At 67.2% G+C, this 17,251-nt stretch carries 23 protein-coding genes; 14 read left to right on the forward strand and 9 right to left on the reverse strand.

All coding sequences use genetic code 11. The features are described from left to right. A complete protein-coding gene (locus O5K39_RS17255; protein WP_271144833.1) occupies positions 1-651 on the reverse strand; it encodes a glutathione S-transferase in 651 nt (216 codons plus the stop codon). A 50-nt stretch (positions 652-701) separates the two neighbouring features. Between O5K39_RS17255 and O5K39_RS17260 the strand changes: the two genes are divergently transcribed. The 7 genes from O5K39_RS17260 to O5K39_RS17290 all read left to right on the forward strand — a co-directional run bounded on the left by O5K39_RS17260 (position 702) and on the right by O5K39_RS17290 (position 5,667). Next, positions 702-1,025, forward strand: coding sequence for a type II toxin-antitoxin system HigB family toxin (locus O5K39_RS17260; RefSeq protein WP_271144834.1), 324 nt, complete (start codon positions 702-704; stop codon positions 1,023-1,025). Beyond that, entirely contained in the window at positions 1,015-1,389 is a 375-nt protein-coding gene (locus tag O5K39_RS17265) for a helix-turn-helix domain-containing protein (protein ID WP_271144835.1), read from the forward strand. Before O5K39_RS17260 ends, O5K39_RS17265 begins: the two co-directional genes overlap by 11 nt. Positions 1,390-1,433: 44 nt before the next feature. Continuing rightward, positions 1,434-2,735 (forward strand): adenylosuccinate lyase, encoded by a 1,302-nt coding sequence (gene purB / locus O5K39_RS17270; protein WP_271144836.1) that lies wholly within the window; start codon positions 1,434-1,436, stop codon positions 2,733-2,735. Beyond that, the gene (locus tag O5K39_RS17275; RefSeq protein WP_271144837.1) at positions 2,732-3,235 is read left to right on the forward strand and encodes a DNA-deoxyinosine glycosylase; all 504 of its coding nucleotides are present in this window, start codon (positions 2,732-2,734) and stop codon (positions 3,233-3,235) included. Before purB ends, O5K39_RS17275 begins: the two co-directional genes overlap by 4 nt. 15 nt (positions 3,236-3,250) lie before the next feature. After that, positions 3,251-4,108: a formyltetrahydrofolate deformylase gene (gene purU, locus O5K39_RS17280; protein ID WP_271144838.1), complete on the forward strand. Its 858-nt coding sequence runs from the start codon at positions 3,251-3,253 to the stop codon at positions 4,106-4,108. Between the two features lie 113 nt (positions 4,109-4,221). Further along, positions 4,222-4,845, forward strand: coding sequence for a fasciclin domain-containing protein (locus O5K39_RS17285; protein ID WP_271144839.1), 624 nt, complete (start codon positions 4,222-4,224; stop codon positions 4,843-4,845). Between the two features lie 252 nt (positions 4,846-5,097). Then, entirely contained in the window at positions 5,098-5,667 is a 570-nt protein-coding gene (locus O5K39_RS17290) for a fasciclin domain-containing protein (RefSeq protein WP_271144840.1), read from the forward strand. A gap of 52 nt (positions 5,668-5,719) precedes the next feature. On the opposite strand, the gene O5K39_RS17295 is transcribed toward O5K39_RS17290, so the two are convergent. Further along, entirely contained in the window at positions 5,720-6,043 is a 324-nt protein-coding gene (locus tag O5K39_RS17295; RefSeq protein ID WP_271144841.1) for a DUF1476 domain-containing protein, read from the reverse strand. Between the two features lie 313 nt (positions 6,044-6,356). Between O5K39_RS17295 and purC the strand changes: the two genes are divergently transcribed. From purC to O5K39_RS17310, 3 genes are read left to right on the forward strand one after another with little or no spacing between them, the layout of a single operon-like run. Next, positions 6,357-7,115 carry a phosphoribosylaminoimidazolesuccinocarboxamide synthase gene (gene purC / locus O5K39_RS17300; RefSeq protein WP_271144842.1) on the forward strand — a complete coding sequence of 253 codons (759 nt, stop codon included), beginning with the start codon at positions 6,357-6,359 and terminating at the stop codon, positions 7,113-7,115. Then, the gene (gene purS, locus O5K39_RS17305) at positions 7,115-7,351 is read left to right on the forward strand and encodes a phosphoribosylformylglycinamidine synthase subunit PurS (protein ID WP_271144843.1); all 237 of its coding nucleotides are present in this window, start codon (positions 7,115-7,117) and stop codon (positions 7,349-7,351) included. The genes purC and purS overlap by 1 nt, the downstream gene beginning before the upstream one ends. Before the next feature lie 51 nt (positions 7,352-7,402). Beyond that, positions 7,403-7,867: a YbhB/YbcL family Raf kinase inhibitor-like protein gene (locus tag O5K39_RS17310; RefSeq protein WP_271144844.1), complete on the forward strand. Its 465-nt coding sequence runs from the start codon at positions 7,403-7,405 to the stop codon at positions 7,865-7,867. A gap of 4 nt (positions 7,868-7,871) precedes the next feature. Here O5K39_RS17310 and O5K39_RS17315 read toward each other — a convergent pair whose 3' ends face one another. After that, positions 7,872-9,026, reverse strand: a complete 1,155-nt coding sequence (locus O5K39_RS17315) for a carbohydrate porin (protein ID WP_271144845.1) — start codon at positions 9,024-9,026, stop codon at positions 7,872-7,874. A gap of 224 nt (positions 9,027-9,250) precedes the next feature. Between O5K39_RS17315 and O5K39_RS17320 the strand changes: the two genes are divergently transcribed. Both O5K39_RS17320 and purQ read left to right on the forward strand, forming a co-directional pair. Then, the gene (locus O5K39_RS17320; protein WP_271144846.1) at positions 9,251-11,059 is read left to right on the forward strand and encodes a methyl-accepting chemotaxis protein; all 1,809 of its coding nucleotides are present in this window, start codon (positions 9,251-9,253) and stop codon (positions 11,057-11,059) included. Between the two features lie 59 nt (positions 11,060-11,118). Next, a complete protein-coding gene (purQ, locus tag O5K39_RS17325) occupies positions 11,119-11,781 on the forward strand; it encodes a phosphoribosylformylglycinamidine synthase subunit PurQ (RefSeq protein WP_271144847.1) in 663 nt (220 codons plus the stop codon). Between the two features lie 3 nt (positions 11,782-11,784). On the opposite strand, the gene O5K39_RS17330 is transcribed toward purQ, so the two are convergent. The 3 genes from O5K39_RS17330 to O5K39_RS17340 form a co-directional block, all read right to left on the reverse strand. Continuing rightward, on the reverse strand, positions 11,785-12,183 hold the full coding sequence (locus O5K39_RS17330; protein ID WP_271144848.1) for a DUF1489 domain-containing protein: 399 nt from the start codon (positions 12,181-12,183) through the stop codon (positions 11,785-11,787). Positions 12,184-12,239: 56 nt separating this feature from the next. Further along, on the reverse strand, positions 12,240-12,719 hold the full coding sequence (locus O5K39_RS17335) for a hypothetical protein (protein ID WP_271144849.1): 480 nt from the start codon (positions 12,717-12,719) through the stop codon (positions 12,240-12,242). Positions 12,720-12,783: 64 nt separating this feature from the next. Further along, positions 12,784-13,653 carry a 50S ribosomal protein L11 methyltransferase gene (locus tag O5K39_RS17340; RefSeq protein ID WP_271144850.1) on the reverse strand — a complete coding sequence of 290 codons (870 nt, stop codon included), beginning with the start codon at positions 13,651-13,653 and terminating at the stop codon, positions 12,784-12,786. Between the two features lie 175 nt (positions 13,654-13,828). On the opposite strand from O5K39_RS17340, the gene O5K39_RS17345 reads away from it, so the two are divergent. Beyond that, positions 13,829-14,497 (forward strand): hypothetical protein, encoded by a 669-nt coding sequence (locus O5K39_RS17345; protein ID WP_271144851.1) that lies wholly within the window; start codon positions 13,829-13,831, stop codon positions 14,495-14,497. Positions 14,498-14,583: 86 nt separating this feature from the next. On the opposite strand, the gene O5K39_RS17350 is transcribed toward O5K39_RS17345, so the two are convergent. From O5K39_RS17350 to O5K39_RS17360, 3 genes are all read right to left on the reverse strand, one after another. Then, positions 14,584-14,796: a DUF3126 family protein gene (locus O5K39_RS17350; RefSeq protein ID WP_271144852.1), complete on the reverse strand. Its 213-nt coding sequence runs from the start codon at positions 14,794-14,796 to the stop codon at positions 14,584-14,586. Positions 14,797-15,066: 270 nt separating this feature from the next. Continuing rightward, positions 15,067-15,903 carry a serine O-acetyltransferase gene (cysE, locus tag O5K39_RS17355; protein WP_271144853.1) on the reverse strand — a complete coding sequence of 279 codons (837 nt, stop codon included), beginning with the start codon at positions 15,901-15,903 and terminating at the stop codon, positions 15,067-15,069. A 22-nt stretch (positions 15,904-15,925) separates the two neighbouring features. Beyond that, positions 15,926-16,516, reverse strand: coding sequence for an NUDIX hydrolase (locus tag O5K39_RS17360; RefSeq protein WP_271144854.1), 591 nt, complete (start codon positions 16,514-16,516; stop codon positions 15,926-15,928). A gap of 110 nt (positions 16,517-16,626) precedes the next feature. Here O5K39_RS17360 and O5K39_RS17365 point away from each other — a divergent pair, with 110 nt between their 5' ends. Beyond that, complete coding sequence (locus tag O5K39_RS17365; RefSeq protein ID WP_348637117.1) at positions 16,627-17,229, forward strand: nitroreductase; 603 nt, start codon at positions 16,627-16,629, stop codon at positions 17,227-17,229. Positions 17,230-17,251: the final 22 nt, after the last annotated feature.

Genomic DNA, 17,251 nt, shown 5'->3' on the forward strand with positions numbered 1-17,251 from the left:
TTAACCGGCCAGCGACGTCCGCTCCCATTCCAGAAAGTCGGGCTGGGCCAGCAGGGTGTCGGCATAGGCCTGGGCGACGCCGTCGGTGTCGCCATAGGCCCCGAGATCGATCTGGTAATGGCGGATGCGAGTGGCCACCGGGGTGAAGAAGGCGTCGGGCACCGACCAGTCGCCGAACAGATATTCTCCGCCCGCGCCGAACCGGGCCCGCATTCCGCTCCAAAGTTCGACCAGCCGCCGCAGGTCGGCGGCGACGGCCTCATTCTCGGGCGGCGGCGAGCGGGTGTCGCCGACCATCAGGTGATCGGGGTTCATGGTGCAGTGGGTGCGCAGGGCCCCGAACCCGCCGTGCATCTCGCAGGCCGCCGAGCGGGCCAGCCAGCGGGCGTGGGCGTCGGCGGGCCAGAGCCTCGCCTGCGGATAGCGTTCGGCCGCCCAGACCGAGATCGCCATCGAATCCCAGATGGTCTCTCCCTCGACCCTCAGCACCGGCACGAGGCCGGACGGCGATGCGGCCAGCATCTCGGCGTGGCCTTCGGGGGTGTTGAAGTCGAGCTCGCGGACGGTGAAGTCCGCGTCGCACCGCTTGAGCACCAACCAGGGCCTGAGCGACCAGGTCGAGAACCGGCGCGGTCCGATGATGAGTTCCATGGCAGGGCTCCGATGTTGTGCCCATTTTGGGCTCATGCTATGGTCGATCCATGCGGATCATTTCCCGACGCACCTTGCGCGAGTTCGCGGCGTCCCGCGAGGGTCGCAAGGACCACTCGGGACTGAAATCCGCTCTCGACGCCTGGTTCGCGGAAGTGAGCCGTGCGGACTGGAAGACCACGTCGGACGTGAAACGGCTCTATGCGACCGCCAGCATCGTGAGTGCCGACCGGATCGTGTTCAACATCAAGGGCAATGACTATCGGCTGATCGTCGCTGTGGACTTCGAGAAGGCAATCGTCTGGATCAAGTGGGTCGGGACGCACCGGGACTATGACGACATCGACGCAAAGGGCATCGACCATGGCGACTGACCTGAAACCGATCCGCACCGAGGCTGACCATCAAGCCGCGATGGATGAAGTTGCGTCCTTGTGGGGTGCGGCCGACGGGACGGCCGAGGGCGACCGCCTCGATGTTCTGGTGACGCTGATCGACGCCTGGGAGACTGTCCATGAGCCCATGGACCCGCCCGACCCCGTCGAGGCGATCCGCTTCCGCATGGAGCAGCAGGGGCTGACCCGGAAAGACCTGGAAGGGGTGATCGGCACCCGGACGCGGATCGCCGAGGTGCTGAACGGCAAACGCAGCCTGTCGATCGGCATGATCCGCCGGCTGCATGAGCAGCTAGGGATTCCGGCAGAGATTCTGATCCGCCCCATGCGTCGCGCCGCCTGATCTTGGCTTGACTCAAGGCCACCCGCGACCGACACGCACGGCCCATGATCACGCGCTATTCCCGCCCCGAAGCCGTCGCCATCTGGTCCAACGAGACCAAGTACCGGATCTGGTTCGAGATCGAGGCCCATGCCGCAACGAAAATGGCCGAGCTGGGCGTTATTCCGGTCGAGGCGGCCGAGGCGATCTGGGCCAAGGGGAAGGATGCCGCATGGGATGCCGACCGCATCGACGAGATCGAGCGGACCACCAAGCATGACGTCATCGCCTTCCTGACCCATGTGTCGGAGACGGTCGGCGAGGAGGCGCGGTTCCTGCACCAGGGGATGACGTCATCGGACGTGCTGGACACCTGTTTCGCGGTACAGCTGGCACGCTCGGCGGACCTGTTGGTCGCGGGCGTTGATCGGGTGCTGACGGCGCTGGAGGCGCGGGCGAAGGAACACAAGTTCACGCCGACGGTAGGCCGCAGCCACGGCATCCATGCCGAGCCGGTGACCTTCGGGCTGAAGCTGGCCGGCTATCACGCCGAGTTCCAGCGGGCGCGGCGGCGGCTGCTGACGGCGAAGGAAGAAATCGCCACCTGCGCCATCTCGGGCGCCGTGGGCACCTTCGCCAACGTCGACCCGGCGGTCGAGGAATATGTCGCCGAGAAGATGGGGCTGGCCGTCGAGCCGGTCTCGACCCAGGTGATCCCGCGCGACCGGCACGCGGCGTTTTTCGCGGCGCTGGGCGTGGTGGCGTCGTCGATCGAGCGTCTGGCGACCGAGATCCGCCACCTGCAGCGCACCGAGGTGCTGGAGGCCGAGGAGTTCTTCGACAAGGGCCAGAAGGGCTCGTCGGCCATGCCGCACAAGCGCAACCCCATCCTGACCGAGAACCTGACCGGCCTGGCGCGGCTGGTGCGGTCGTCTGTCGTGCCGGCGATGGAGAACGTCGCCCTGTGGCATGAGCGGGACATCAGCCATTCCTCGGTCGAGCGCGGCATCGGGCCGGATGCGACGGTGCATCTGGACTTCGCCCTGAACCGGCTGGCGGGGGTGATCGAGCGGCTGCTGGTCTACCCGGAGAACATGCAGAAGAACCTCGACAAGCTGGGTGGCCTGGTCCACTCGCAGCGCGTCCTGCTGGCCCTGACCCAGCTGGGCCAGTCGCGCGAGGACTCCTATGCGGCGGTTCAGCGGAACGCGATGAAGGTGTGGCGCGGCGAAGGTAACTTCCTCGACTTCCTCAAGGAAGACCCCGAAGTCATCGTCGCCGACGCCGATCTGGAGGCCCTGTTCGATCTGGGGTACCACACCAAGCACGTGGATACGGTGTTCAGGCGGGTGTTCAGAGACGCTTGACCAAGCGCGCCTTCCCTCCCGTCGTCGATGACCGTGCACGCCTGCTGATCCTCGGGAGCCTGCCCGGCGATGCGTCGTTGAAGGCGGCGCAGTACTACGCGCATCCGCAGAATGCCTTCTGGCGGCTGATCGGCGGGGTGATCGGGCGTGATCTGGCCGCCCTGGCCTATCTCGATCGGCTGGATGCGCTGAAAGGCGCGGGCGTCGGGCTGTGGGACGTCATCGCCTCGGCCGAGCGGACGGGGAGTCTGGATGCGGCGATCAGGTCGCCGGAAGCGGCGGACCTGGTCGGGCTGATCGACAGCCTGCCCGGGTTGCAGGCCGTGGCCTTCAACGGGGCGACGGCGGCGAAGATGGGGCGGCGCAGGCTGAACGGCATCGACCGGAATCTCACGCTGATCGACCTGCCGTCATCCAGCCCGGCCCATGCGACACGGTCCCTGTCGGAAAAGGCGCAAAGCTGGGCAATACTGAAGACCTACCTCTCCGACGACGCCTGAAGGCCCCCTGCCCCAATGATCCTGACCCTGTCCTGCCCCGACCGCCACGGCATCGTCGCGGCCGTCTCCGCCTTCCTGTTTGAACGCGACTGCAACATCTCCGACGCCCAGCAGTTCGGCGATCCGGCGTCGCAGACCTTCTTCATGCGGGTGGTCTTCGAGCCCGCGCCCGGCGACGAGGAGGCTGCCATCAGGGACGCCATCGCGCCTCTGGCGGCACGTTTCGAGATGGACTGGACCCTGCGCGGAGCCGAGCCGCGCCGGGTGATGATCCTGACCTCGAAATTCGATCACTGCCTGGCCGACCTTCTGTACCGCTGGCGGATCGGCGAACTGCCGATGACGGTGACGGCCGTGGTGTCGAACCACCCCCGCGAGATGATCGGCCATGTGGACCTGGGCGACCTGCCGTTCCACCACCTGCCGATCGGTGCGGCCGACAAGCCGGTCCAGGAGGCGATGCTGGCCAGGCTGATCGCCGACACGGACACCGAACTGGTCGTTCTGGCGCGCTATATGCAGATCCTGTCCGACGACCTGGCGCGGACCCTGGTCGGCCGGTGCATCAATATCCACCACTCCTTCCTGCCCGGCTTCAAGGGTGCCAAACCCTATCATCAGGCCCATGCCCGGGGTGTGAAGGTGATCGGTGCCACCGCCCACTATGTCACGGCGGACCTCGACGAAGGGCCCATCATCGACCAGGACGTCGAGCGCATCAGCCATCGGGACACACCCGAGGACCTGGTCCGTAAGGGTCGCGACATCGAACGCCGGGTCCTGGCCCGCGCCGTCCGCTATCACCTCGAGGATCGCGTCCTGATGCACGGTCTCGACTCCGGTGGCGGCAAGACCGTGGTGTTCGCGGACTGACCTGCGATCACGCGTCGCACCCGAAATCGTGATCGGGGATGCATCCTTAGCGGCGTTGATCCGTCTCTCCACCAGCGCCGCCGACAGCAGCGGCCGAACAGGAGAAGACGCCGATGAAATCCCGCATTCTTGCCATGACGGTCGCCTCGATGGGCGTGATCGCCCTCGCCGCCTGCAACAGCCCTGCCGAGACACCCGCCCCGGCCGACGCCACGGCGACCGAAACCCCGATGGCCCCGGCCGCTCCCGCCGGTGGATCCATGGTCGGTGGCGTGGCCATGAGCCCGACCGACACCATCGTCACCAACGCCGCCAAGGCCCCCAACCTGACCACCCTGGTCAGCGCGGTCCAGGCCGCCGGTCTGGCCGAGACCCTGGGCGGCACCGGCCCGTTCACGGTGTTCGCCCCCGACAACGCCGCCTTCGAGAAGGTGCCCGTCGCGACCCGCACCGCCCTGATGGCCCCCGCCGGCAAGGCCGACCTGACCGAGATCCTGACCTATCACGTGGTTCCGGGTCGCCTGACCGCCGCCGATCTGACGACCCAGGCCCAGGCCAACGGTGGCAAGGTCGAGCTGACCACGGTCGAGGGCGACACCCTGACGGCCAACGTCAACGCCGACGGCTCGGTCACCCTGACCGATCAGAAGGGCGGCACTTCGCGTGTCACCCAGGCCGATGTCATGCAGTCGAACGGCGTCGTGCACGTCATCGACACCGTCGTGATGCCGGACTGATTTTTTCGGTGAACCAAATGCGTCGTGCCGCATTTCAATGAGGCGCAAGACGCAAGTTTTCGGGTGAGGCTTTCCCCCGAGCCCCCGAAGCAAGGGCCGCACTTTCCCCCGAGTGCGGCCCTTTTTCGTGCCTGGCCGCGCTCAACGAATATGGATATTTCTTAATCTTTTCCGTCGCATCCGGTATACCGAGCGAACAGTAGCTGATCCTGAACCGCCCGGTGGTCGAGGCGGTCTTTCAGGAGAAGATCGATGTTTCGCCGCCTCGCCGCCCCATCTGCCTGTGTGTTGTCCATCTGCGCCCTCTCAGTTTCGGCTCTGCCCGTCAGCGCGCATGAGCGTCAGGCCGCTCGCCCGGCGCGTCATGCCCAGGCCATGACCCTGGTGGCGGTCGCCGCCGCCAATCCCGACTTCTCGACTCTGGTCAGCGCCGTCCAGGCGGCGCGGCTGGTCGATACGCTTTCAGGGACAGGCCCCTTCACCGTCTTCGCGCCGACGAACGCAGCATTCGAGACCCTGCCCCAGGGTGCGGTCCAGAGCCTGGTACAGCCCGCCCGCCGCGCCGCCCTGCAACGGATCCTGACCTATCACGTCGTCGCAGGTCGGATCAGCGCGGCCGATCTGGCCACGGCTGTGCGTGTGGGTGGGGGTTCTGCGAACCTGACGACGGTCGAGGGCGGCCGCCTGACGGCGGTGGACGCAGGGCGTGGTCGGTTGCGGCTGCACGACGCGGCCGGAGAGAGCTTCTGGATCACCGCGACGGATGTGAATGCGTCGAACGGCGTGATCCACGTCATCGACGGCGTGATGACGCCGCACTGAATCAGCGGACGGGTCAGTTGGGGCCGTCCGGGACGGCCCCTTCTTGTCCGGACTATTCCCCGGCGCGAACCTCGTCGCGGGCGACGGAGGCGAGTTCGTCCATCTTGGAGCGGATTTCGCCCTCGGAGACGGTCATGCCCGAGCCCTTGAAGTCGCCGGCGATCTTGCGGAACACGTCTTCCTCGCCGGGTTGCTCGAAATCGGCGCGGACAACGGCCTTGGCATAGTCTTCGGCGGAGTCGGGGCTCAGACCCATCTTCTCGGCAGCCCAAAGGCCCAGCAGCTTGTTGCGGCGGGCCATGGCCTTGAATTCCTGGTCCTGATCGAGGGCGAATTTGGACTCGAAGCCCTTTTCCCGATCGTCGAAGGTCGTCATGGGTCGTCGAACGCTCCTGCCGCGGACCAAAGCCTGGGTCTCGCACGGCTGGTCTATAGCCGCACGCGCGCGCAAGGCAACTGACAACGGTTCGCAGAAACGCGCGGATCGCCACACCCCGGCCCGCTGCAAGGCACCGTTCGTTTGTATCGCGGGGCCAGTTCCGCTAAGGGACAGCCACGTTCTTTACTGCGCCCGTCGATTCCTTATCGCGCCGCCCTGACCTGGCCCCAAGGCCCTGCGCAGGCTGCGCGATTTTCGTTTCCGGGGTGGCGCACACCGTCCCAACTCCGGGACCCGGCCAGACATCGACATGAATACCAAGCGCAAGAAGATCTACGAAGGCAAGGCCAAGATCCTCTACGAAGGGCCCGAGCCGGGCACCCTGATCCAGTATTTCAAGGACGACGCCACCGCCTTCAACGGCGAGAAGAAGGCCCAGCTCGAGGGCAAGGGCGTCATCAACAACCGCATAAGCGAGTTCGTGATGAGCCGCCTGAACGGCATCGGCATCACCAACCACTTCATCAAGCGGCTGAACCTGCGCGAACAGCTGATCCGCGAGGTCGAGATCATCCCTCTGGAGGTCGTCTGCCGCAACGTCGTCGCCGGTTCGCTGGCCACGCGTCTGGGCCAGGAAGAGGGCACGCCCCTGCCCCGCTCGATCATCGAATTCTATTACAAGAAGGACGAGCTCAACGATCCGATGGTGACCGAAGAGCATATCACCGCCTTCAACTGGGCCACGGGTCCCGAGCTGGACGACATCCTGGCCACGACCCAGCGGGTCAACGACTATCTGTGCGGGATGTTCGGCGCGGTCGGCATCACCCTGGTGGACTTCAAGATCGAGTTCGGCCGGGTGTGGGAAAACGACTTCAGCCGCGTGATCCTGGCCGACGAGATCAGCCCCGATTCCTGCCGCCTGTGGGATTCCAACACCGGCGAGAAGATGGACAAGGACCGGTTCCGTCGCGACCTGGGCAATGTCATCGAGAGCTATACCGAGGTGGCCCGCCGCCTGGGCATCATGAAGGATATGCCGACGGTAATTCAGGGGGGGCTACACTGATGGCCAAGGTCAAGGTTCACGTCTTTCTCAAGCCCGGCGTCCTCGACGTCCAGGGCAAGGCCGTCGAAGGCGCGCTGAAGGGGCTCGGATGGGCCGGCGTGGCCAATGCCCGCGTCGGCAAGCTGATCGAGTTCGATCTCGACGGCGTCGAGGACCCGCAGGCCGAGGCCAAGAAGATGTGCGAGCAGTTGCTGGCCAATACGGTGATCGAAAGCTACCGGATCGAGGTCGCCTAGCAACCGCCGGCGGCGATAGCCATTTCATACGCCGAACCCACGGAGCGACGCATGACATTCACCCTGACCTCCAACGACATCACCGACGGCGGCGTCCTGCCTGACGCTCAGGTGCAGGCGCTTGGGAACACCTCGCCGCATCTGGCCTGGTCGGGTGCGCCCGAGGGGACGAAGTCGTACGCCATCACCTGCTATGATCCCGACGCGCCGACGGGGTCGGGCTTCTGGCACTGGACGGTGGCGAACATCCCGGCCGACGTCAGCGAAATCCCTACCGGCGGACCGGTGCCGTCCGGCGCGGTCGAGGGCCGCACCGACTATGGCCCGGCCGGGTTCGGCGGGGCCGCCCCGCCTCCGGGACATGGGCCGCATCGCTACATCTTCACGGTCTTCGCCGTGGACGTGGAGACGCTCGACGTCACGCCCGACAACTCCGGGGCCGTGTTCGGCTTCAACCTGTTCTTCCATACGCTGGCCAGGGCCACGATCACCGCGACCTACGAGAACAAGGGCTGAAGGCCTATCTGAGCGTGAAGATGAGGCGCAGGCCGGCGGTCAGGATCGGATCGCGGTCCTTGTCACCGCCGGGATTGTAGATCCACTGCAGGTCCGGCTGGATGGTGAACGGCCCCAGGGTGTCGGCGTAGGTCAGTTCGATGCCGCCCTCGGCGTTGCCGAACGTCGTGCCGGCGTCCCGGGCGTTGGCCTTGGACTTGTCGGACAGCAGGCCCTGGTGAAAGCCGATCGAGAAGGCGCTGTCGGGACGGCTGTCGAAGACGGAATCGACACGCAGGCCGGTCTGCCATCCGCCCTTGAAGTCGGTGGTGTCGCCGTCCGACACGCCCAGCCGCAGGAAGGCGCGAACCGTCGGAGCGTCCTCGGCCTCGAACACGGTGCCTTCCGCGACCAGATAGGCACCCTGGGCGTCGCTGAGGGCAGGATCTCCGCCCGGCAGGGTGTCGCGGATATCCTCCTGGCCCTCGCCATAGCGCCAGGCCCCGACCGCGATCCGCAACGGACCCGCCCAGCCCGCCTCGGCGAGGTAGAGGATGCCGTCGTCCATCGTGGTGTCGACACCGCCGTCGTCACCGATCGTCCCTGCCCGGGCATTCACCGCGGCGGCCTGAACATGGAAACCGTCCGTCGATCCGATGCGAATCCGCGCCGCCAGGGAGGTCGAGGGGAAGATCGCCGGACCGTTCGGCCCCGTGGCCGCCAGCTCCGACCCGATCCCGAACGGAGGGGCCATCAGCAGATCGGAGGCCTCGGTGACATAGAACTCGCTGTTGACGTCATAGAGGCCCGCCAGGATCGAAGCGCGGCCTTCGGCCAGATCCTGCTCGATCCAGGCTTCGTACAGGCGCACGCCCTGGGAGCCGACTTCGATATTGTCATAGCCCTGAAGCGTGCCGGCGATCGCGTTCGGCTCACCGCCCCCGTTGGCGAGGAGGCTGAAGTGGACGCGGGCCCCACGCCAGCCGAACTGGCGCTCCAGATCGCCGTCCAGCGAAGCGTCGAAATTGTCCAGGAAGCGTCCGGCCGGAGTGTCGATGCCGTCTACAACCCCGATGACGTCGGCGGTGTAGGCGGATTGAAGCTGCCAGACCGGTCCCTCGGACCCGGCCTCTGGAACGTCGTCCTGGCTTGCGGCGAAAGCCGCCGTCGATGACGACATGATCATTACTGCAACCGATGCAGTTACCCGAAATAGAGACTTCATAGGGTCGGCGATCCATTCTGGACGTGGCACGCACCGACAAGACCGGCCGCCACGCTTCCTGAACATCCGCGAAACAGTTCAAGAAAACGCCCGTTTCTGAATACGTACCTTTACCTAACGTACACAGTGACGGTCGTTAGGATTCTCACGGTACACAGAGGTGAGATACGGAGGTGCCCATGCTCTCAACGATCCGCTCCAAGGTGAAAATCGCGGGCTACGCCATTCTGGCCCTTTGCGGCCTGAGCTCGGGCGTCGGCCTTGTGGTCGCAGTAATGCTGAGCGTGTCTCTGGCAGACTCGACGAAGACGTCGCAGATCATGCGCAACCACCTCGAGGGCGACATGATGCATGACGCCCTGAACAGCGACGTGCTGGCGGCCCTGCTCGCGGCCGAACAAGGTCGGTTCGCCGAGATCGCAGGGGTACGGTCGGAGATGCAGGAGCATGCCGCCCATTTCCGGGCCATGATCGCGGACAACAAGGCGATCGCTACAGACCCCGGAACCATCGAAGTGCTGACGGCGGTCGAGCAGCCGCTGGAGAACTATATTACCGCAGCCGAGGCGCTCGTTGCGCTCGCCGCCACCGACCCGGTCGCCGCCAACGCCGCCCTGCCCGCCTTCAGCGCCAGTTTCACCGAGCTGGAAGATCGCAACGGTGCCGCCTCGGAGGCGATCGAGGCGACCCTGCTCGCCACAAAGGCGCGCGCCGACTTTCTGGTCCTCGGCGGGGAAATCCTGATCGGCCTGACCCTTCTGCTGGGGATCGGTCTGAGCCTGGTCCTGAACCGCCAGGCCATGCGGACGGTCGTGGCCCCGATCGGTGTGCTGAACGACGAGATGGCGGCCCTGGCGCGGGGTCGAACCGACGTCGACCTGACCAGCGCGGAACGGAAGGACGAGCTGGGGGCCGTGGGCCGTTCGGTCGTGGACCTGCAGGCCCTGATCGTCGAGCGCGCCCGCGCCGAGGCCGAGGCCCAGGCGGTCCGGCGCAGCCAGGCCGAACAAGCCCAGCTGGCCGTCGCCGAACAGCAGAGCCAGGTCGTGGCCGCCATGGCCGAGGGTCTGGATCATCTGATGCGCGGCGACCTGACCCACCGCATCGAGGGCCGCTTCCCCGAAGGCTATGAGAAGCTGAAGTCCGATTTCAACGCCGCCCTGGTCCAGCTCGAAGACACGCTGACGTCTGTTGACGGCAACGCCTCGGCGATCCGCAGCGGTGCCCGTGAGATGACCCAGGCCACCGACGACCTGTCACGCCGCACCGAGCAGCAGGCTGCCAGCCTGGAACAGACGGCCGCGGCCCTGGAACAGATCACCGCGACCGTGAACCGCTCGGCCGAGGGGGCCCGCCAGGCCTCCGACGTCGTGGGCGAGGCGCATAACGACGCCGAGGCCAGCGGCCGTGTGGTCGGCCAGGCCGTCGATGCCATGGACGCGATCCATGCCTCCTCCAAGGAGATGGGCCAGATCCTCAGCGTGATCGACGAGATCGCCTTCCAGACCAACCTGCTGGCCCTGAATGCGGGCGTCGAGGCCGCGCGCGCCGGCGACGCCGGTCGAGGCTTTGCGGTCGTCGCGTCCGAGGTGCGGGCCCTGGCCCAGCGCTCGGCCGACGCGGCCAAGGAGATCAACACCCTGATCTCGAACTCCGGCCGTCAGGTTTCGGTGGGTGTCGATCTGGTGCGTCAGACCGGCGCGAACCTCGACAAGATCGCCGGCCGCGTCGTCCACGTCGGCAAACTGATCTCCGAGATGGCTGCGGCCAGCCAGGAACAGGCCACGGCCCTGCGCGAGATCAACACCGCCGTCAGCCATATGGACCAGGTCACCCAGCAGAACGCCGCCATGGTCGAGGAGACCACCGCCGCCAGCCACGCCCTGTCCCAGGAAACGGAGGTTCTCAGCCAGTCGATCGGCCGCTTCCATCTGTCGACACGGGCCGAGGGCGGCCGTCAGGCTTCGCCGATGCGCGCGGCGGCCTGAGCGACCTTCTCGTCCAGGTGCGCTGACACCCCGCAGGAATCCTGCTAGACGCCCGGCCCATGAGCGCAGCCGTCATCGTCTTCCCCGGGTCCAACTGTGATCGCGACTGCAAGGTCGCGGTCGAACGCTCCACCGGCGAGCGGGTCGAGATGGTCTGGCACCAGGACACCGACCTGCCCGACGACCTGGACCTGATCGTCCTGCCGGGCGGGTTTTCGTACGGCGACTATCTGCGCTGCGGGGCCATGGCGGCCCAGTCGCCGATCATGGCGGCGGTGAAGAAGGCCGCTGACGACGGGGTCGCGGTGCTGGGCATCTGCAACGGGTTCCAGATCCTGTGCGAGGCCGGGATGCTGCCAGGCGCCTTGCTGAGGAACGCGGGCCTCAAATACGTCTGCAAGCCGATCGCGCTGGAGGTCACCAACGGCCAGACCCGCTTCACCGCCGGCTATCAGGGCCAGCGCGAGGTGGTGATGACGCAAGGCAACGGCGACGGAAACTATTTCGCCGACGCCGAGACCCTGGCCCGGCTCGAGGGCGAGGGCCAAGTGGTGTTCCGCTACGTCGACAATCCGAACGGCTCGGTCGCCAATATCGCCGGCATCCAGAATGCGCGCGGCAATGTGCTGGGGATGATGCCCCACCCGGACCGGGCCTTCGAGGCTGAGCTGGGTTCGGCCGACGGGGCCACCCTGTTCCGCTCGATCATGGCGGCGGCGTAAGGCCTACCAGGCACCGAGCTCGCGCAACTGCGTGGCCAGGTCGTCGGGCAGGTCGCCGGGGTCCATCGACGACAGGTCGGCGGGCGCATCCTTGGGCTCCAGATAGCGCCAGCCCTGAAAGGGTCGCCGGGCCTGAGGGGCCGTGCGGATCACCTCGGGCGACAGGCGGATGAGGCACATCTTCGCCTTGCCCTCGCCGGTGGTCGATATGTCGAGGATCGGCATCCGGCAGACGACAGACCCCTTCATGACCCAGTAGATCGAGCCGCCGTCCTCGATCTCGTCGGCGCGCTTGGGCGTCATCCGGGTGTTGACCGTCAGCCACTGACCCTTGGCGGCGCGGCGTTCCAGGGTCTCGACGTGGGCCACACCGACGCAGAGCTTGATCATGTGCAGAGGCATGGCCCGCCTCTAGCACCCCTGACCCACGCGGGGCCAAGGGTGTTCAAACGCGACGATCAGGGCTGGGGCGAGGTGCTGGTGACGACGGCGGGTCCGGATGAGGGAGCCGGCGAGATGATCACGGGCGCGGGCGGCGTCATAGAACGGGCCTCGGCGGCGCGAGCCTCGCTGGCGGCGCGGATGGCGTCGGCCTGGGCGCGGGCGGCGTCGGCGCGGGCGATGTCGAGGCTTTGCTGACCGCCGGCGATCTGGCCCTGGATGGCGGCGGCGCTGGAGGTGGCCTGGGCGTCGGCGACCGCCTGTGCGGCCTGGGCCTCGGCGATACGGGCCTGGGCCTCGGCGTCGGCGCTCGGCGCGGCATCGCGGGTGGCCAGGATCCAGAAGGCGGCGATCACGACCAGCACGGCCAGGCCGCCCGCGATCCACCAGCCGGTGGTGGATTCGCGGCGAACGACGATGGTCTCGCTGTAGATCGGTTCGGAGCGCGGCGTGTTGGGTGCGCGGGTCGGGTCGAGATTGGGGTCGTACTGGCTCACGGGGTGTCCCTCCATTGAGGCATGGGAACGGTCCCGCTTGCCCGAGGTTCCTCCCCGCCTCTGGTCAGCCCATCCGGCGCAGGACCAGGGCGCTCCAGGCGTCGCGATGGATGCGGCGTTCCAGCCGGAACCCCTTGGACAGATAGGCGGCGGTCACGCGCCGTTCCTGCGTCCGCAGCAAGCCCGACAGGATGGCGACGCCGCCGATCCGCAGTGCCAGCTTGATGTCCTGGGACAGGGCGACCAGCGGCGGGGCCAGGATGTTGGCGAACACCAGATCATAGGGGCCGTGCTGGCGCACCCGGCGATCGTTCAGGCCCGAGGCGTGGACAAACGAGGCCCTGGCCTGATTCAGTTTGGCGTTCTCGTTGGCGATGCGCACCGAGGGGCCGTCGATGTCGGTGCCGACGGCGACCTTGGACCCCGTCTTCGCCGCCGCGATGGCCAGGACGCCCGTGCCGCAGCCGACGTCGAGCACCTTGTCGAAGGTCTCGCGCTTCAGCAGTTCATCATAGGCGACGAGGCAGCCGACGGTGGTGCCGTGGTGGCCGGTGCCGAAGGCGGCGCCCGCGTCGATCTTCAGCGCCACGGCGCTGAGCGGAACCTGGCCCTGGTCGTGGGCGCCGTAGACGAAGAACCGCCCGGCCTTGACCGGCGGCAGGCCCGACAGCGACATCGCCAGCCAGTCGGCGTCGGCCAGAACCTCGACATGGACGGTCACCTCGGGGTGTTCCGCCAGGCGCGCCTGCAAGGCCTCGGCCTCGTCCGCCGTGGTCGGGAAGGCGTCGATGCGCCAGATGCCCTTGTCCTCGTCTTCCTCGAGGATGGAATAGGTGGCCCCCTCCAGCATGACGTCGGCGTCGATGGCCTCAGCGGCGGCTTCAGCGGCGGCACGGGGGCCACGGGCGATAATCTGGAGTGCGGTTTGGGACATTTCTCAAACGCCGGTATGGTGGCGAATCGAAAGCACACAGGACACGCCATGGCGGGTCCGTTCTAACCGAGGGGTCGGGCATTCCATGGCTAAGTCACCGTCTGCGTCGAGTTCAACGTCGCCGAAACCGGCGAAGGCCGCTTCCAAGCCCAAACCGGCGGCAAAGTCGAGCGCCGTGACGGCCGAGACGGCAAAACCCGCCGCTGCCAAGGCCCCCAAGCCGGTCAAGGCTGCTGCGCCCAAACCCGCTCCGAAGGCCGCCGCCAAGCCGGTCAGCGCACCGGCCACCCGCGCCAAGCCGGGCCCCAAACCCGGCGCCAAGGCCGCCAAGACGGCTGCAGCGGTGACGACCACGACCGCTCCGGCCGTCGCGCCCAAGGTCCGCGCCAAGCCCGGCCCGAAACCCGGTGCCAAGGCGGCCAAGGCTGCCGCTACAACGACGCCCACCCCCGCCCCGACCGCGCCCACCCCGACCCCGGCTGCGCCCAAGGCCGTGAAGACGGCGACGAAGACTGCGCCTTCCGCCGCGAAGTCTGCGCCCAAGGCGACCAAGGCCCCGGCCAAGCCCACCACCAAGACCGCGACGGTCAAGGCCAAGCCGGGTCCGAAGCCGGGCGCTCGCGCCGCCAAGGCTGCCACCGCAGCCGCCGTGACGCCCGCCGTCGCACCGGCTCCCGCACCCAAGCCGGTCGAAACGCCCAAGGCTGCGGCCAAGCCGGCTGCCGCTGCGACGCCCGCCCCCGCCGCTGCTGCCCCGGCCGCCGCGCCCAAGCCCGCCGAAGCCCCGGCCAAGCCCAAGAGCTGGCTCGACAAGGTCGCCGACGCCATCTTCGGCAAGCGCTGATCGCCTCACACGCCGCTGAAAAATGCGAAAGGCCGGACGGGTTGCCCCGTCCGGCCTTTTTCGTGTCCGGCGAAGGACGCGGTAGATCAGTCGGCGGCGAGATCCTCGGCCAGGATGGCCATCTCGAACATGAAGCTGCCGTCCTCGTCCTCGTCGTCGAAGACCACGCCGATGAATTCGTCGCCGACATAGACCTCGGCCGAATCGGTTACCTTGGGCCGGGGCTTCACGGCGATGCCGCCGGTGTTGAAGGTCTTCTTCAGATGCGTCTCGATGCGCTTCATGTCGGTGGCGTTCATCGGGGCCTCGTTTCGTCTCAGGGGATTTGGCGGCGGACCCTAGAGAAGGGCGGCGACGTTGGAAACCCATCTCCTCCCCGTGCGCAGCATGGGGAGGTGGATCCGACCTCTTCGGGAGGAGACGGAGGGGGTGACACGGTGCTGGCGATGAGGACTTCTGACACCTGATCCGGGGGCGGAAAGTGACGCCTCGTTCAGACCGCGTCGCCCCCTCCGTCACGGCGCAAGAGGCGCCGCGCCACCTCCCCATGCTTCGCACGGGGAGGAGAATTAGATCACGAAGTCATAGACCACATCGGCGAGCGTATGATCCATCGTGCGGGCCGGGGCGTCGCCGGTGGGGCAGTTGACCAGGCGAGCGGGGACGCCGGCGACGGTGCAGCCCGACGGCACGGGTTTCAGGACGACGGAACCCGAGGCCACCTTGGCGAAATCACCGACCTCGATATTGCCGAGCACCTTGGCGCCGGCACCCAGCAGGACGCCGCGTCCGATCTTGGGGTGACGATCGCCGCGCTGGGCACCCGTGCCGCCCAGGGTGACGCCGTGCAGCATCGACACCTCGTCGCCGACCACCGCCGTCTCGCCGATGACGATGCCCGTGCCGTGGTCGAAGAACAGGCCCTTGCCCAGTTTCGCACCCGGATGAATGTCGATCTGGAACAGTTCGGAGATGCGGCTCTGAAAATGAAAGGCCAGGGTCTCGCGCCCTTGGGTCCACAGCCAGTGGGCGACGCGCGACGCCTGAAGCGCCTGGAATCCCTTGAAATAGAGGAAGGGCTGCAACAGCGAGCGGATCGCCGGATCGCGCTCGGCGACCGCCTGAAGATCGGCCTCTGCCGCCGCCACGATCGAAGGGTCCGACCAGAAGGCGAAGGCGCAGACCTCGCGCACACTCATCTGGGCCAGTTCGGCGTCGCCGATCTTGCGCGCGATCTGGAAGCTGAGGGCGTTGGCCAGGTCGAAATGCGACAGGATGGTCGCATTCATCATCGAGCCCAGATGCGGCTCGCTGCGCGTCGCCTCCTCGGCCGAGGCGCGCAGTTGCGACCAGATCGACGGGGCTTCCTGATCGGCGACGACCTCAAGCCTTGGGGGTGTGGACATGCCGCCGCTCCTGTTCCCGAACCTAGCTGCGCGTCAGCATGGCATGCGCCAGCCAGCCCGGCAGAAGGCCCTCCTTGGCCATATGGTACGCCCGATACGCTGTCGCTACCGTAAACGAATCCGGGATCGCCCCGCGCTCGATCTCGTGCAGCAGGGTCATGAACGGCACCCGCACCACGGTCAGCACCTCGGTGGGATCGGGGTCCAGCGGAACCGGCGTCAGATCCCAGGCGATCCAGGTCAGGCCGATCTCATCGGTGATCGAGTTGGACACCTCGATCCGCAGCGCCAGTTTCCAGGACGCGGCCTTCAGCCCGGCCTCTTCCGCCAGTTCGCGCATGGCGCCTTCGAGCGGATCCTCATCGAAGGGCGCACCGCCTTCCGGCATTTCCCAGGAATAGTTGGCGTGCGCGAACCGCGCCTGCCCGACCAGGGTGACGGTGCCGTCCGCGTGAACCGGCAGGATGCCCGTCGCGACATTGCGGAACCGCACCACGCCGTAGCGGGCATCGCGTCCGGTGGGAGCGACGGCCTTGTGCTCGGTGACCTGCATCCAGGGGGTGTCGTGGACGACCTCATGCCCCAGATCCTGCCAGGGGACCGGCGTCGGCATGCCCTCGGCCCAGCTTGGGATGATGGCTTGAGATATATCTTTGGGGGCGCTATCGGTCACCCGCGATCTATGGCCCAGACGACGACAGAACAACAGACGAGGCGATGACCATGACCGATGCCGTTCCCCTGGGCGCGCCCCTTCCCCTGCCGACGCCCTCGGCCGAACTGCGCGCGCGGCTGGCCGTCCGGCGTTCGGCGCCGGCCCAGGCCCTGACGGTGCCTGGACCCGACCGCGATGCGATCAAGGACATCCTGACCCTGGGGGCCCGCAGCCCTGACCACGGCAAGATGACCCCCTGGCGGTTCGTGGTCATGGGGCCGGAAAGCCGCGCGGAGATCGCCGAACAGCTAGCAGCCCTGGCGGTCGCCAAGGGCCTGCCCGGCAAGGCCCTGGCCGTGCTGGCCAAGCTGACCGCCGCGCCCGTGTCGATCCTGGTGGTCTCGACCGCGCGCCCCGGCCCGAAGCCGGTGTGGGAACAGGAACTCAGCGCGGGGGCCGTCTGCATGAACCTCGAACACGCGGCGTCGGCGTACGGATTCTCGTCCTGCTGGATCACCGACTGGTACAGCTATGACGCGGAAGGGGCGGCCCTGTTCCGCGTGGCGGAGGGCGAGCGGATCGCGGGCTTCATCCACATCGGCACGGCAGCGGAAGCGCCGCTGGAGCGCGAACGGCCGGACATCGCCGCCCTCACTCGATATCAGCCCTGATCCCTGCTAGGCTGGGCGAAAC

It is taken from the genome of Brevundimonas sp. NIBR10, from assembly GCF_027912515.1.
Classification (GTDB): domain Bacteria; phylum Pseudomonadota; class Alphaproteobacteria; order Caulobacterales; family Caulobacteraceae; genus Brevundimonas.

What these genes read in the sequence shown, in the direction of transcription:
- O5K39_RS17330 (WP_271144848.1), bottom strand. Translation starts at nt 12,183, where the DNA reads ATGCCTCTGCACATGATCAAGCTCTGCGTCGGTGTGGCCCACGTCGAG.
- purC (WP_271144842.1), top strand. Translation starts at nt 6,357, where the DNA reads ATGAATACCAAGCGCAAGAAGATCTACGAAGGCAAGGCCAAGATCCTC.
- O5K39_RS17360 (WP_271144854.1), bottom strand. Translation starts at nt 16,516, where the DNA reads ATGCCGACGCCGGTCCCCTGGCAGGATCTGGGGCATGAGGTCGTCCAC.
- purQ (WP_271144847.1), top strand. Translation starts at nt 11,119, where the DNA reads ATGAGCGCAGCCGTCATCGTCTTCCCCGGGTCCAACTGTGATCGCGAC.
- cysE (WP_271144853.1), bottom strand. Translation starts at nt 15,903, where the DNA reads ATGTCCACACCCCCAAGGCTTGAGGTCGTCGCCGATCAGGAAGCCCCG.
- O5K39_RS17255 (WP_271144833.1), bottom strand. Translation starts at nt 651, where the DNA reads ATGGAACTCATCATCGGACCGCGCCGGTTCTCGACCTGGTCGCTCAGG.
- O5K39_RS17340 (WP_271144850.1), bottom strand. Translation starts at nt 13,653, where the DNA reads ATGTCCCAAACCGCACTCCAGATTATCGCCCGTGGCCCCCGTGCCGCC.
- O5K39_RS17315 (WP_271144845.1), bottom strand. Translation starts at nt 9,026, where the DNA reads ATGTCGTCATCGACGGCGGCTTTCGCCGCAAGCCAGGACGACGTTCCA.
- O5K39_RS17295 (WP_271144841.1), bottom strand. Translation starts at nt 6,043, where the DNA reads ATGACGACCTTCGACGATCGGGAAAAGGGCTTCGAGTCCAAATTCGCC.
- O5K39_RS17320 (WP_271144846.1), top strand. Translation starts at nt 9,251, where the DNA reads ATGCTCTCAACGATCCGCTCCAAGGTGAAAATCGCGGGCTACGCCATT.
- O5K39_RS17350 (WP_271144852.1), bottom strand. Translation starts at nt 14,796, where the DNA reads ATGAACGCCACCGACATGAAGCGCATCGAGACGCATCTGAAGAAGACC.
- O5K39_RS17260 (WP_271144834.1), top strand. Translation starts at nt 702, where the DNA reads ATGCGGATCATTTCCCGACGCACCTTGCGCGAGTTCGCGGCGTCCCGC.
- O5K39_RS17285 (WP_271144839.1), top strand. Translation starts at nt 4,222, where the DNA reads ATGAAATCCCGCATTCTTGCCATGACGGTCGCCTCGATGGGCGTGATC.
- O5K39_RS17365 (WP_348637117.1), top strand. Translation starts at nt 16,627, where the DNA reads ATGACCGATGCCGTTCCCCTGGGCGCGCCCCTTCCCCTGCCGACGCCC.
- purS (WP_271144843.1), top strand. Translation starts at nt 7,115, where the DNA reads ATGGCCAAGGTCAAGGTTCACGTCTTTCTCAAGCCCGGCGTCCTCGAC.
- purB (WP_271144836.1), top strand. Translation starts at nt 1,434, where the DNA reads ATGATCACGCGCTATTCCCGCCCCGAAGCCGTCGCCATCTGGTCCAAC.
- O5K39_RS17290 (WP_271144840.1), top strand. Translation starts at nt 5,098, where the DNA reads ATGTTTCGCCGCCTCGCCGCCCCATCTGCCTGTGTGTTGTCCATCTGC.
- O5K39_RS17265 (WP_271144835.1), top strand. Translation starts at nt 1,015, where the DNA reads ATGGCGACTGACCTGAAACCGATCCGCACCGAGGCTGACCATCAAGCC.
- O5K39_RS17310 (WP_271144844.1), top strand. Translation starts at nt 7,403, where the DNA reads ATGACATTCACCCTGACCTCCAACGACATCACCGACGGCGGCGTCCTG.
- purU (WP_271144838.1), top strand. Translation starts at nt 3,251, where the DNA reads ATGATCCTGACCCTGTCCTGCCCCGACCGCCACGGCATCGTCGCGGCC.